Genomic DNA, 14,490 nt, shown 5'->3' with positions numbered 1-14,490 from the left:
TGCTCTATGCCTTCCACGCCTTCGGCACAAACAACTGCTCAAATTTGTCGATGGCGTAACTGTCACTCATGCCTGCGATATAGTCGCAGACCACCCGCTCCTTCTCCTCACCCTTTTGTACCATCATAAACAGATATTCCTGCGGAAGCTCGATCACATGGTCCATATAGTACCGGTACAGGGACACGATCAGCTGCGCGCCCGCCCCTCCTCCGCCTTGGGGATCTCGTTCTTATATACGTGCTCAAACAGCCAGGAACGCAGGCCCTGCATCGCTTCTTCCATCCCCGGGGACATAAGGATCTCCGGCTGGTCCATGCTCTGGTAGATGATATCGTGGATCATCGTATTGAGCCGCTCCCGCACGCTGTGCCCCAGCACGTCCGTGTACTTTGCCGGTATCTCCCCCTCTGAAAAGATCTTTGCACGGATCGCGTCATCGATATCATGGTTTATGTAGGCTATCTTGTCCGACAGGCGCACCACACAGCCCTCTAAGGTGGATGGATGCCCGCTGGTGCGGTGGTTCAAGATCCCGTCCCGCACTTCCTTTGTAAGATTTAACCCCTTCCCGTCCTTCTCAAGCACCTCCACCACCCGTACGCTCTGCTTGTAATGGGCAAATCCAGATGGGCAGAGCTCGTTTAAGATCCGCTCTCCCGAATGGCCGAACGGCGTATGTCCCAGATCATGCCCTAAGGCGACCGCCTCCGTTAAATCCTCATTGAGGCGCAGGGACCGGGCAATGGTCCTGGCAATCTGTGACACCTCCAGGGTATGGGTTAAGCGTGTCCGGTAATGGTCGCCTTCCGGAGCCAGGAATACCTGGGTCTTGTGCTTTAAACGGCGGAACGCCTTGCAGTGCAGGATACGGTCCCTGTCCCGCTGGTACTCCGGGCGGATATCACAGGGTTCCTCTGGTACATCACGTCCCAGCGTACGGCTGCTCATGGCAGCATAGGGGCTTAAATACCTGGCTTCCCACGCTTCTCTCGTCTCCCTGATGTTCATACGCTCCGCCTCCTCCCGGAAAATCTCATAGTTAGATATAAGTATATCATATTTTCTGAATTTTTAACACTATTTTTGCTATTTTATAAGGTTTTGCTTCCTCCAGTCTGTAACAGTTCAGACGCGCATAAATGGTCACGTTTGTTTACGGAAAGGAAAACGCCGGGCATCCACCGGTTGCCGGTAAAATGTCTGGCGTATCTTTTCTTGTATTTTCTTCTATTTCAAAAACCCGTTGACGATCTGGTTCTCCGCTTCCTCCTCGGTCAGGCCTAAGGTCATCAGCTTGATGATCTGCTCCCCTGCGATCTTACCGATGGCGGCTTCGTGGATCAGGGCCGCGTCGATGTTGTTGGCCTCCAGCTGAGGGATCGCCAGGATACGGGCGTCACCCATGATAATGGCGTCACACTCCGTATGACCGTTGCACCTGGCATTGCCGATGATCCTGGAGTCGAACTTCTGAAAGGACTGGTCCTTGGCTACGGAGCGGGATACCACATCCGCGCTGGCGTCATCCCCGTTTAAGGTCACGGCATAATCGCTGACTGCCTCCTGGCTTCCATGGGTCAGAAGACGCTCCCTCACCACCAGCTTGGCGCCTGCCGCCAGCTCTGCCGTGGTGGTGCGCACGGTGGAATCCACGCCTTTGATCTGGACCATCTCCATCTCCATGGAGCTGCCCTCCTCCATGTACACCTCGGTGCCTGGATTCAAAATGCGCTTTCCATTGCCGTCACCCTCGCCGTAATGCTTCTCCACATACTTCACTTTGGCATTCTTACCCACATAAAAACGGTGGATGCCGTCGTGCTCAGAATCCTGGTCGCCGCAGTTGTGGATGCCGCAGCCAGCCACGATCACCACGTCAGAATCCGCACCGATATAAAAGTCGTTGTAAACCATCTCTTTTAATCCGCTCTCGCTCAAGACCACCGGAATGTGCACGCTCTCATGCACTGTGCCCGGCTGGATGCGGATATCGATCCCGCTTCCGTCGGTCTTGGATGTAATGTCTATATTCGCAGTCGTATTTCTTCCTGCGGTCTGTCCGTTGGAGCGGATATTGTAAGCTCCCTCCGGTACCGTGTGGAGATCTGCGACCTCCTCAAGTATTCTCTGCTGGATCTGGTCCATCATTTTACTGCACCTCCCTGATAAAACTTCTCACAGGCATCTACGGCAGATGTGGTCCCCAAAAGCTGCGGAAGCACCTCGTCCTTCGGCCCCTGCTTGGTGATCCTTCCGTCTGCGATCACCACGATCTCATCCGCGATATTTAAAATACGCTCCTGATGGGAAATGATCAGGATCGAACCATCCGTCTTCTGCCTCATGCGCTCAAACACCTGGATTAAGTTCTGGAAGCTCCACAGGTCGATCCCTGCCTCCGGCTCGTCAAACACGGACATCTTCGTCTCCCGCGCCAGCACCGTGGCGATCTCGATCCGCTTTAATTCTCCTCCGGAAAGGCTTCCATTCACCTCCCGGTTGATATAATCCTTGGCGCACAGCCCCACCTCAGACAGATACTTACATGCATCCACCGGGGCCAGCCTCTTCTTCGCCGCCAGGCGGATCAGATCCAGCACCTGGATGCCTTTAAAACGCACTGGCTGCTGGAATGCAAAGCTGATACCCATGTTGGCCCGTTCCGTTATATTTTTCTCTGTGATATCTGTCCCATCAAAATAAATCTTACCTGCTGTGGGCTTCTCAATGCCTGCGATCAGCTTCGCCAGGGTCGATTTGCCGCCGCCGTTTGGCCCGGTGATCACCACAAACTTGTGGTCGTCTATCGTCAGGTTCATATTCCTGATGATCTCTTTCTGTCCTTTTTCCGCCTGTACCTCAAAAGACACGTTTTCTAATGTCAGCATGACGTCCTCCAATATGATATAATACCTGTTTTAAGACTCGTATCTGCTATTATATACCATTTCACTCTGATTTACCAGTAATTTACCTGTATTTTATAAGATACCGGTTGTCAAAAGAATGGAGCCCAACATATCAAAAAGAGCGGGGAACCAAGTTCCTCGCCCTGCTCGTGCAGAAGATGGGAGTCGAACCCACAAGGTATTGCTACCACACGGACCTGAACCGTGCGCGTTTGCCAATTCCGCCACTTCTGCGAACCATCAGCCTGACAGGATTTCCTGCCTAGCCAACATGAAATATTATACTTAAATTGTTCCCATTTGTCAACTGTTTCTGGAAAAATATAAATTTTTCATACAATTCAAAGTAACCGTTCAGGCAGTGTACCATCAAGAAGATGAGAGCCGCCCCCTAAATCAGAGGCGGCTTTTATCAGATACTATTTCAGTTGATAATCTCCAGTTCTTTGGAGTCCTTATTCAGGCTGACTGCGCCGTCCGCGGTGATCAGCATCAGATCCTCGATCCTCACACCCAGTTCGCCCGGCAGATAGATCCCCGGCTCACAGGAAAAGATCATCCCCTCTTCCACCACATCCTGATTGACGGCGGACACATCCCCCGCATCGTGTACCTCGATCCCGATGCAATGTCCCAGCCTGTGCGTAAAGTACGGGCCGTAACCGGCTTCCGTGATAATATCACGGGCCACCTTGTCGATCTCGCAGAACCTCATGCCAGGCTTCATGACCGCCTGTGCCGCAAGATTTGCTTTCTTTACAATCTCGTACACCTCTCTGGCCCTTTCACTGACGTTCTTAAAAAAGAAGGTCCTGGTCATGTCGGAGCAATAGCTGTTTTTCTTACATCCCACGTCAAACAGTACACAGTCCCCTTCTTTTAGCACGGTGTTGTCCGGCTTGTGATGGCCGACCGCCGCATTGGCTCCAAAGCTTACCAGCGGGCCAAGCTCCTTGTAGATAGCGTTCATTCCGGCAGCCACCTGAAGCTCCGTCACACCCTCCCGGATCAGGCTGCGGAACTGAAGCATCGCCTCGTCATTCAGCCGGGAAGCCAGGATCATCTTCTCCTTCTCGTCCTCATCCTTGATCCTGCGGGCTTTATCTACACATTCAGAAGCATTTTTATAGGAACTTCCGGCTCCAAGCTCCATCAGCTCCAAAAGGAACCTGGCAGCCATCTTTTTGTCGATACCCAACGGTTTTTCATGGTCCGTACAGCCCGCAATGATCTGGCACCCCGGATCTGTATCAGAAAACCAGACCTTCTCCACGCCAATATCCCCGTCCACCGTGAACAGCTTGTTGACAAACAGCCTGTGGCTGCCGTTCCGGTTTAGATACAGCGCCAGCAGACGCTCATTTGGCAAAATCCATCTGCCGGTCAGATAAAAGATGGACGGCGGGTCGCTGATCAGCATCTGCTCCAGCCCCTTTTCCTCCATATTTTTAAGTACTCGGGCAACTCTCTCCTCAAACATGGTAAATCCCCCTCTCCGTCGGTATTATCCCAGCATATAGAATACAGGTGCTCCCGGTCCCAGCGGAAGATTCAGCACCATCCACAGCGCCAGCATCAGGGACCAGCTGAGCAAAAATGCCATGGAATATGGAAGCATGGAGGACACCAGGGTTCCCCAGCCGCTGTCCTTGTCGTACTTCTTCATGATGGTCAGGATATACGGGATCCAGGCAATGACCGGGGCAATGATATTGGTGGTGCTGTCGCCGATCCGGTATGCCACCTGGGTCAGCTCCGGAGAAAGGCCAAGCTTCATAAACATCGGCACGAATACCGGCGCAAAGATCGCGTATTTAGCGGAAGCGGAAGCCATAAACAGGTTCACGAATCCAGCCACCAGGATAAAGCACATCATCAGGACCACAGAGTTCACATTCAGGTTCTTCAACAGATCCGCCCCCTTGAAGGACAGGATACGGCCAATATTGGTATAGCTAAAATAGTTTGTAAACTGCGCCGCCACAAACGCCATGGCAACAAAGCCGGATATCGACGCGATCGACTTGTTAAAGGAAGCCACCACATCCTTATCAGACTTAAAGGTGCCGCAGAGCTTTCCGTATACAAAGGACGGAATAAAGAACAGCAGGGTAAACAGCGGAATGATCGCGTTCATCAGGGTAGAGCCGTCGATCAGGCTGCCGGTCTCCGGATTTCTCATAAAGGAGTTCTGCGGAATACAGCAGATCACGTAAAACAGTGCAATGCCCACAAATACCCAGTTGGCGATCTTAAGCGCATATTCTTCTTTGGAAGTAATCTGGCTGGACACTTCCTCCAGGGTCCCGTCCCCGTTCTCTTTATACGGCCCAAGACGCGGAATCACGATCTTTTCCGTAATGATGGTGCCTACTATGGTGATCAGAATCGTGGAAGCGATCATGAAAAACCAGTTGGACAGCGGAGTAACATTATATGCAGGATCCAGCGTCTGAGCTGCCGCGGTGGAAAATCCGGACAGTGTGGCGTCCGCAGAACCGATCAGCAGGTTTGCAGAGAAGCCGCCGGATACACCGGCAAATCCCGCCGCGATACCAGCCAGCGGATGCTTCTTGTAGGCCTTAAAGATCATGGCTGCCAGCGGAATGAACACAACATAGCCCGCATTCTCCGCCACGTTGGTCATGACGCCGATGAATACTACCATAGGCGTGACAAGCTGTGCAGGTGTGATCTTCACTACCTTGCGGATCAACCCGTTTAAATAACCGGAGCTTTCCGCCACGCCGATGCCGAGCATGATCACGATGGTGAAGCCCAGAGGCGCATAATTGGTGAAATTGGTGACTGCGGAAGTCAGCATGTACTGTAACCCCTTCACGCTGAACAGGCTGACAACGGTTATGGTCGTCTCCTCCACAGTTCCCTTGCCGGAATTGTACATCTCTCCTACGGCGCTCCACCCCATGGCCTTGCCGATCCCGGAGAGCACGACTACAAACACTGCCAGATAAAAGAAAATCGTCAGCGGTGTCGGAAGCTTGTTGCCTGCAACCTCGATCTTATCCAGGAACCGGAGGATCCAGTTGCGTTTTTTGGTCTGATTCGTATTTTTCATACCCTTTCTCCTTTAATGTATATTTCCCTCTGCCTATCTGGCAGTATTGGACGCGATCAGCGCTGCATCCCACACGCCGGAAAATGGCGGTGAGTAACACAGATCCATAAATCCCATCTCATCCACCGTCAGGCCGGCATAGATGGCAATGGCATAATAGTTGGCCCTCGGCACTACGATCCCCTGTCCATAGGTCTCAGCCCCCAGGATCCTGCGGGTCTTCGCATCATAGATCAGCTTGATATTCAGCTTCTCCCCTCCATAATAGGAGGCATAGCTGTTGCCCGTGATCATATGGGCCTTGTAATCCAGGCCGTTGGCCCTGGCTTCCTTTTCGGAAAGTCCGACCTTGGCGGCATCCATCCCAAACAGGCGCAGCGCGGAGCTTCCGATCAGCTTGAACGGCTTTGGCTCAGCTCCTCCCAGGATGTCCCCGATGATACGGCCCTGCTTGTTGGCGTTGGTCCCGAGAGGAGCATAGGTATACTCCCCCGTGATGGCGGACCGCATAATGCTGCAGTCCCCGGCTGCATAGACATCCGCAACACTGGTCTCCATCCGCTCATTTACATAGATCGCTCCGTTTTTCGCCTTCTTTACATTGGTGATAAATGCGGTAGCCGGCGCGATCCCGGCGCTGTTGATCAGAATATCTACAGGCAGTTCTCTGGTCATGCCGCCGCTCTCCACTATAGCTCTCGTAATGCGTCCATTCTCAGCAGCCAGGCTCTTTACCGCGGTGCCTGTCAAAACGGTCACGCCGTTTTTCTCCAGCTCCGCCTTGAGCGCCTCGCTGACCTCCTCGTCAAAGGAAGCCAGAATATGGTCCGCCAGCTCCACGACCGTCACATTCTTCCCGTAATGCTTACATGCCTCCGACACTTCCAGCCCGATAAATCCGGCGCCCACGATCACCACATTCTTCTGGCTTTCATCGAACAGGGCCTTTTTCACCCTGGTCCCATCCGCCACATCGCGGATCTCAAAGAGATTGTCATAGGCCTTGTCAAATGGCGGGAAATGGCGTACCCCCGCGCCGCTTCCGATCACCAGCTTATCATACGTATCGGTAAATACTTCGCCGGTGTGAAGGTTTTTCACGGTGACGGTCTTTTCATCCGTATCCACGGCTGTCACCTCATGATAGGTCTTAACCGGGATCCCGCTCTGGGAGAATTCCTCCGCGGTCCTGGCGATCAGCTCCTTTCCCTGCTTGATATGGTCGGAGATATAAAATGGGATTCCGCAGGCGCCATAAGAAACCTCGCCGCCCTTCTCGTATACCACGATCTCCACGTCGTCCTTCAAAAGCCGTTTCAGCTTGGATGCTGCCGACATTCCGGCGGCAACTCCGCCGATGATAACTGTTTTCACGTTCTCACCCTTCTTTCTACTATAATTGCGTTTGTGATACAGCCAGTCACATTGATCAGGGTTCTGGGCACGTCGCCGATGGGATCGATCGCGATCATCGGTCCAAGTCCCGCAGCCGCGCCGCCCATGCCTGATCCCAGCACCGCGGCAAATTCCGCCATGGTGGCCGTTCCCGGCACATCCGTAATACCGTAGGAGCAGAGCGTGATGACCACGACCAGCAAAAAGACCAGCTCAGGTGTCATGGTGATCCCGCAAATGCCTGCGGCAAATACAGCGGCCATGGCCGGGAACAGTGCCCCGCAGCCCTGCATACCGGAGGAAATGGCATAGGCGCTCACCTCATCGGTGATCTCCTTTTGAAGCCCCAGCCCTTCTGCCAGCGCCTGCTGTGCCTCCGGAAGACAGGCAGACCCGGAACGGGTCACAAGAGCCTTCTTCATGGCGGCTTTTCCTGCACGGATAAATGCAGCCGGCCCTACGCCGGACAGCGCACACAGTATCAGCTGTAACACAAACATTACAAACGCCGCCAGACAGAGCACCAGCAGCAGCTTGAAAAGCATCCAGAGGGAAGCCGGTCCGTAAACCGCAGTAAGGGAAGCCATAACCGCGGCCGCCCCCATGGGCTTGTAGGCGATAACCGCCTTGCACACGCTGGTAGCCACGGAAAATCCCGCATTTACCAGATCCAAAAACGGTTTGACGGTATCCATATATTTACCGGACATCCTCCGGGCTGCAATCCCAACAAAAATCGCAAATACAAAGATCCCTGCCACATTGCCGGTCAAAAGATCCAGGCCCAATCCGGACGGGATCAGGCGGGATACCGCGTCGGTCACCTGCCGCCCCGCTTCTACATCCCAGGCAAAGATCTGCCCGTCCGCCCCTGGGGCTGCCCCAACCTTAAAATACAGTCCCAGGACAGCAGCGATCAGGGCGCTGGCTGCCAGCATCAGGGTGTTGACCCATTTTTTCCAGCGGATCAGCGGGGTGATCTCCCTGGCGGATGGCGTATTGATCACAAGCCGGACCGCCGCTACCGCGATAACCGGGGTGATCAAAAACTGGAACAGAGAAACATACCCGTTCCCGATCAGGCTAAACCACCGGCCCAGGTCCGCCGCAAACGGGGCCGTCGTCTGCCCACGCCCCGCAATGCCTCCCGAAAGCGCCCACGCAGCCAGGCCGTATACGGTCCCCGCACCGCTTCCCATCAGCACCCGCACCGCAAAACTATACTTTTTCTTGGGCAGCCGGCTGATCCCAAACAACATGGCAAAGAATACGACCACGCCCGCCAGGCTCCCCCAATGTGATACTCCTAAAAACTCCAGTGCTTTCATTTCATGTTCCTTTCTGTCAGCAATCCGTCATGATCCGGATAATCTCCTTATCGGTTTCCTTCATTCCATCTTTTCCCAGACGGCCGATATTGATGATCGTATTCTCCACGCCCTTTGATATGATACCGTCTCCGCCCTTAAACTGCTGCCCGTTTAAGTACATCTGGTAACCCAGGATCCCCGCGTCCACAGCCGCCGCGATCTTGCCTGCGCAGGACGGCTTCGCACCGTCGCAGATGATGCCGGAAACGATCGCCAGGCCATTGACCAGCGTGTGGGCGATGGCCTTAAAGTCCCCGCCCAGGAGATAGGCGATGCCGCAGCCTGCCCCGCAGCCCGCGCTCACGGCTCCGCAGTAAGCAGACAATCTGCCGATCCCGGTCTTCTGATGGATCGTGATCAGGTTCGAGAGCAGAAGCGCGCGATAAAGCTCCTCCTCGCCGGAGCCCAGCTCCTTCGCGTATTCGATCACCGGCAGGGATGCCGTCATACCCTGGTTTCCGCTTCCGGAGTTGATGATAACGGGCAGCTCACAGCCGCTCATACGGGCGTCGGAGCCTGCCGCCGCAGCCGCTCTCGCACGCACCTGCACCTCATCCCCATAGGCTTTCCTCAGCACGCTTCCGATATTGGCGCCCCAGTCGTTCTTTAAGCCTTCTTCGGAGATCGCGGTATTGTAGGCGATCTGCCGCCCGATGATCTCCCTCACATCCTCCAGATCCGCCGTCCTGGCAAAATCATAAATATCCTCTACGTTCAGAAGGCTTCTGTCCGCCATCTGGGCTTTCTCCTCTGCCACCACGCCCATCTGGTAAAGCACTTCCCCGTCCTTTTCGATCAGGACGATATTGGTGTGATAGTTGGCGATCCGCACTTTCGCACAGGACTCCCCGTGATACAGGGTCACGATCATATCCAGGATCTCGTCCGTCTCCAGAGGTTCTACGGTGATCTGAACGGTCTGAAGGAACTCCCGGATCTGCTCCTTTTCTTCCTCCGTCACCGCAGAGATAACCTCCAGCACCTTTCCCGCGTCTCCCGCCACCGCTCCTGCGGCTGCCGCGGCTTCAATCCCCTTCAGGCCTCCGGTGTTCGGCACGATCACGCTCTTTACATTTTTCACAATGTTCCCGCTGGCTTCCACCACGCAGCGGTCCGCAGCTGCCCGAGCACCTCCCTGGCTTTTGCCGCACAGTACGCCAGCGCGATCGGCTCCGTACACCCCATAGCCGGGACCAGTTCTTCTTTCAAGATCTGAACATAAGTCTGATATTGGATCCCTGTCCTATCCATCCTGCACCTCCCAAATATTTATAAAAATTTTATAAATGTCCTACCGTGATTGTATTGCATTTTGAACAATTTGTCAATCATTATGATAATAATTTTTTATTGCAATAATAAATTATTGGTAAAAAAAACATCTGTGAAGTTTTCACCTCACAGATGCCATCGTTTTCCTTATGCTTTTATGATTTCTTCTGCAGCTTGGCCTGATACCGGTACACGCTCGCCTCGGAGCAATACAGATACTCCGCCACAGCTCCCACAGCCCCTTTTAACTGAAACAGCCCGGACCGGTTCAGTTCACTGATGATCTGTATCCTGTCCTCCTGGGTCAGCCGCTCTCTCACGATCGGCTCGCTGGAGCCAACCACCTGAACGACCGTTCTGCTCATCATATCCCCGATCACGTCCTCGGAAAAGTTTTCAACAGGTCCCTCGCAGACCAGATCCGTATTGTCAATCCCCCGCATCAGGTTCATGCCGCTCAAGAGCCTTACGCCGTCGATCACCTGCTCATAAGGAGTCATGTCGATGTTGATACAGAGCTGGCCGACCAGTACCCCCTCCTCCCGGATAAAATACGTGGACGCACGGAGTCTTTTGTTGGGCGCCGCTTTACCAACGTAGTTAGCCACATAATCCTTTTCCTTCCACTCCTCATTCGCCAGGACCGATAAGGTAAAATCTGTGATGGGCGCTCCAATAGTACGGCCGCTGACATGCCCGTTGGCGATCGCGATGATGTCATGATTGGGCTTGCGGCAGTCCCTTAAGACCACCTCCGCATGCTCGCCCAGCACCTGTCCCAGAAATTCTACCAGCTTTTTGTAATAATCTAAGATATCCAAATCCCTATTCCTCTCTGTTCCGTCCAAAATCTTGTCTGCGTCTTCTATTATAACAGACAGCCAAATTTTTCACAATTCGCAATTTCCTATGAATCAAAAAAAACGAGGAATCAGCTCCCTCGTTTTCATCATGCAGAAGATGGGAGTCGAACCCACAAGGTATTGCTACCACACGGACCTGAACCGTGCGCGTCTGCCAATTCCGCCACTTCTGCGAACCATCAGCCTCACAGGACTCCCTGCCCGACCAACACGCCATATTATACTTAAATTGTCTTCATTTGTCAACCGTTTCTGGAAAAATTTACTTTTTCACTATTCAAAAAAATAAGAGCCTGGCAAACACCAGACTCTTGCTATGCAGAAGATGGGAGTCGAACCCACAAGGTATTGCTACCACACGGACCTGAACCGTGCGCGTTTGCCAATTCCGCCACTTCTGCAAAACTCCCCGAGTAGGACTTGAACCTACGACAGCGCGGTTAACAGCCGCGTGCTCTACCGACTGAGCTATCGAGGAATACACACATGTTCAGCGTCGCACACAAAAGGCGCTCGCTTCACAGGTGCGCTTGACTGCCAAGCTCGGTAATCCTCACTAAGCACTCAATGCGTGCGGGAGATGGGACTTGAACCCACACGACATAACTGCCACTAGATCCTTAGTCTAGCCTGTCTGCCAATTCCAGCACTCCCGCGAACTTTCATAGTATAGCATAATCTTGAAAATCTGGCAACTACTTTTTTTAGATTTTTTAAAAATTTTTTTAAACTATGAAATAGTCCTGGATTACAACTACAGATAGGACTATCCCGTGAAATTGTCCCCTCATCATATTATGTTCCACGGGATAGTCCGATTGCCTGAATCGTTCTCTTATTTTACTGTGCAGAACAATGATTTCTCCATGGTCTCCTCTGTCAGCTCCTGACCGATTCCTGGCTTATCCGGAACTTCAAAATACCCGTTCACCGGCTGGTAGTTATACTTGCACATATCGATATTTTCCTGAATCAGAGCCGCCTGATGATGCTCATGGATCACAAAGTTCGGGATCACAGCCTCCAACTGCAGGGCTGCGGCTGTGGAGATGGGGCTGCCGCAGATATGGATCTGCACGCCGATATCATAGGTGTGGGCCATATCACAGATCTTCTTGCCCTCCGTCAGGCCGCCGGTATTGCAAAGATCCGGCTGTATAATGCTTAAGGAGCGATCCTCATAGAATGGACGATAGCCCCATCTGGAATAGATGCGCTCTCCGGAAGCCATGGGGATCCTTACATGATTGGCAATCTCCCGGAACAAGGCCGGGTTGAGCGGCTGAGTGGGTTCTTCGTAATAGAAGCATCTGTACTTCTCAAGCTCACGTCCAAGCTGGATCGCAGTATTGGTATCGGTCAGGGAATGCAGCTCAATGATTATATCAAGACCTGGGCCACCTGCTTCCCTTATGGCGGCTACACGGTCTACTGCAACCTTTAACTGATCGTATTCCAGAAGCCCATAGTTGCTCCACTCCATCCAGTTCCCTTTCATGTTAAACCCAACCGGATCCACCTTAACGGCTGTATATCCCTCCGCCATCGCTTTTCTTGCAGCATTGGCGTAATCCTCAGGCTTCACCATGGGAGCGCAGACAGGACCCCAGTCAAACTGAATCTGGCTTGCGTAAGCACGAAGCCTGTCATTGGTCTTGCCGCCTAAAAGCTGGTATACCGGAACATTGAGCGCCTTGCCCCTGATATCCCACAGAGCGATGTCGATGGCGCTCATAGCGGAGAAAATAATGGTTCCGCCGCCCATGCCCCAGAAGGTATCACGGTGCAGCTTATTCCAGATCTGCTCATTCTTCATGGGGTCCATGCCGATAATCATCTGGGCAAAGTCCTTCATCATCCCCAGTGCCGCGTCACTTCCGCTGCTATAGCAGACGCCGGCCTCGCCAAAGCCTGAGATCCCCTCGTCGGTATTGATCCGGCAAATAGACGCCTTCCAATATGTACCCGCCACGCTGGGCTTACCACTGGTTACCTGGTACAGGTCTACACTTGTTATCTTCATAAATAAAATCCTCCTTTAATAATATATTAATGGTTTCTATATCAATCGTCCCAAACAGACGATTCAATATGGACGTAAGGGCTCTTGCTGCGGATAAATCCAAATGCAAAGCATGCTCCGATGATAATAATGTTTGCAATGGTAATGAGCGGCGTCAGTGTCAGGCAGGAATTGATAAATACACAGGTATAGGCAATGACACTGATCGTAACCATCACATAATACAATTTGTCAGGCATATGGAGCCTGGATTTCTTCCACGCTTCCGGATACCGCTTCGGAAGCTGGTAATATGCATAGGCATACAGAAATGACAGCGAGGAATTGATCAGCATAATGTTGTTGGTTATGGTTGTCACACTGAAATCCAACAACAGCGGTATCAGGCCGATCAGATATACAATGGTAAGGATACGCTGGTAAGCTCCTCTTTTGTTCTTCTTTGCCAGGGATTTAGGGAGCCAGCCGTCCGTACATGCCTGGGCAATGGGAACGCAGTTGTAAGCAAGGGATGAATTCATGGTTGTCATCAGGGCCATGATCGGGCCTCCTACCATGAAAATTACAAACAGGGCCGGGGACAATACAGTCTTTGCCACCAGAGTCAAAGGCTGGTTCTCCACCATCTCCAGCGGAAGGACGCCGCCTGCCACGATAGCAACGCCACAGTACAGGATGACCAGTGTCGGCACCGACATGAGAATTGCCCATGGTATATCCCGCTTGGCATTGTTGGCATCCCTGCCATAGTTCATGGTCAGTGAATATCCGTTGGTAGAATACACAAACAGAAAAATAGCCGCAACAAACCCTTTTCCTCCATGGCGGATAAAATCAGGATCCGTAAACTGGAGCACCGGCGTCTGAAGCTTTGTTCCGCCGACCACAATAAACATGAGAAGCACTGCGATCAAGATCCACGTCATTACCTTCTGGGCTTTTGCCATAATATCCACACCGCCCAGATTGATCACATAGAACAAAGTCAGGAACGCGATCCCCACCACCCGGGGATTGAGCTGGGGCCACAGAGAGTTGGCATATACTCCCAGTGAAACGCCGAACAGGGAAATACTCATGGTCTGCCAAAGAAACGCCACCGCATACATGCCCGCTGCCTTCTCATTGGCAAGCCCCGCAAGCATGGAATAGTAACCGCCCCCAAGCCTTAAGGTAGATGTGACCCACACCACGGGCATGATCATCAAAAACCCCCATATAATGGCTGCTCCATAGGCCAGCCACGCCGAGTACCCGGTCAGGGACAGGGCAGGGCCTACAAGAGTGATAACGCCCGCTCCAATGACCTGGCCGATCGACAGCGCGTACAACTCCGGCCGCTTCAGGATGCCCGGGGGCGGGGCGGGAACATATGTAACTTTGCTGCTTTCCTTCTCCATATAGAATCCTCCTCTTTTTCTTGGTTGCTTATTCACTTGTTCGCTAGGTAGATAATACATCAGTTCAATATATAATGCAAGCGCTTTGTGATACTTTTTTAAGTTTCATCATTTTAAACAATCTTCATTGTGCCAAATGCACAAAAAAATGCATTGTGCAGGAACTTATCATTCCG

9 protein-coding genes, 5 tRNA genes and 2 pseudogenes are annotated in these 14,490 nt (G+C 52.5%); all 16 read right to left on the bottom strand.

What is annotated here, in order from left to right; genetic code table 11:
- Nucleotides 1-4 precede the first annotated feature (4 nt).
- Nucleotides 5-1,011 (bottom strand): annotated as a pseudogene (locus AB1I67_RS13415) (deoxyguanosinetriphosphate triphosphohydrolase).
- 219 nt (nt 1,012-1,230) lie between these two features.
- Nucleotides 1,231-2,148 carry a SufD family Fe-S cluster assembly protein gene (locus AB1I67_RS13410; RefSeq protein WP_367032619.1) on the bottom strand — a complete coding sequence of 306 codons (918 nt, stop codon included), beginning with the start codon at nt 2,146-2,148 and terminating at the stop codon, nt 1,231-1,233.
- Nucleotides 2,148-2,891 carry an ATP-binding cassette domain-containing protein gene (locus tag AB1I67_RS13405; protein ID WP_367030367.1) on the bottom strand — a complete coding sequence of 248 codons (744 nt, stop codon included), beginning with the start codon at nt 2,889-2,891 and terminating at the stop codon, nt 2,148-2,150. The genes AB1I67_RS13410 and AB1I67_RS13405 overlap by 1 nt, the downstream gene beginning before the upstream one ends.
- Nucleotides 2,892-3,062: 171 nt before the next feature.
- A tRNA-Leu gene (locus AB1I67_RS13400) sits at nt 3,063-3,146 on the bottom strand.
- Between the two features lie 190 nt (nt 3,147-3,336).
- Complete coding sequence (locus AB1I67_RS13395) at nt 3,337-4,392, bottom strand: Xaa-Pro peptidase family protein (RefSeq protein ID WP_367030366.1); 1,056 nt, start codon at nt 4,390-4,392, stop codon at nt 3,337-3,339.
- Between the two features lie 24 nt (nt 4,393-4,416).
- A complete protein-coding gene (locus tag AB1I67_RS13390; protein WP_367030365.1) occupies nt 4,417-5,991 on the bottom strand; it encodes an AbgT family transporter in 1,575 nt (524 codons plus the stop codon).
- 33 nt (nt 5,992-6,024) lie between these two features.
- On the bottom strand, nt 6,025-7,365 hold the full coding sequence (locus AB1I67_RS13385; RefSeq protein ID WP_367030364.1) for a CoA-disulfide reductase: 1,341 nt from the start codon (nt 7,363-7,365) through the stop codon (nt 6,025-6,027).
- On the bottom strand, nt 7,362-8,714 hold the full coding sequence (locus AB1I67_RS13380) for a cation:dicarboxylase symporter family transporter (RefSeq protein WP_367030363.1): 1,353 nt from the start codon (nt 8,712-8,714) through the stop codon (nt 7,362-7,364). The genes AB1I67_RS13385 and AB1I67_RS13380 overlap by 4 nt, the downstream gene beginning before the upstream one ends.
- A 16-nt stretch (nt 8,715-8,730) precedes the next feature.
- Nucleotides 8,731-10,007 (bottom strand): annotated as a pseudogene (locus tag AB1I67_RS13375) (L-serine ammonia-lyase, iron-sulfur-dependent, subunit alpha).
- Nucleotides 10,008-10,183: 176 nt separating this feature from the next.
- The gene (locus AB1I67_RS13370; protein ID WP_367030362.1) at nt 10,184-10,849 is read right to left on the bottom strand and encodes a PAS domain-containing protein; all 666 of its coding nucleotides are present in this window, start codon (nt 10,847-10,849) and stop codon (nt 10,184-10,186) included.
- 131 nt (nt 10,850-10,980) lie between these two features.
- A tRNA-Leu gene (locus tag AB1I67_RS13365) sits at nt 10,981-11,064 on the bottom strand.
- Between the two features lie 144 nt (nt 11,065-11,208).
- Nucleotides 11,209-11,292, bottom strand: a tRNA-Leu gene (locus AB1I67_RS13360).
- Nucleotides 11,293-11,296: 4 nt separating this feature from the next.
- A tRNA-Asn gene (locus AB1I67_RS13355) sits at nt 11,297-11,369 on the bottom strand.
- Nucleotides 11,370-11,463: 94 nt separating this feature from the next.
- Nucleotides 11,464-11,547: transfer RNA gene (locus AB1I67_RS13350), tRNA-Leu, on the bottom strand.
- 179 nt (nt 11,548-11,726) lie between these two features.
- Nucleotides 11,727-12,914: a mandelate racemase/muconate lactonizing enzyme family protein gene (locus tag AB1I67_RS13345; RefSeq protein WP_367030361.1), complete on the bottom strand. Its 1,188-nt coding sequence runs from the start codon at nt 12,912-12,914 to the stop codon at nt 11,727-11,729.
- A 41-nt stretch (nt 12,915-12,955) separates the two neighbouring features.
- Nucleotides 12,956-14,314 (bottom strand): APC family permease, encoded by a 1,359-nt coding sequence (locus AB1I67_RS13340; protein ID WP_367030360.1) that lies wholly within the window; start codon nt 14,312-14,314, stop codon nt 12,956-12,958.
- Nucleotides 14,315-14,490: the final 176 nt, after the last annotated feature.

The sequence above is a fragment of the Clostridium sp. AN503 genome (assembly GCF_040719375.1).
GTDB lineage: Bacteria > Bacillota > Clostridia > Lachnospirales > Lachnospiraceae > Brotaphodocola.
The sequence above is the reverse complement of the archived record's forward strand: the minus strand, read 5'-3'. Positions and strand labels throughout refer to the sequence as shown.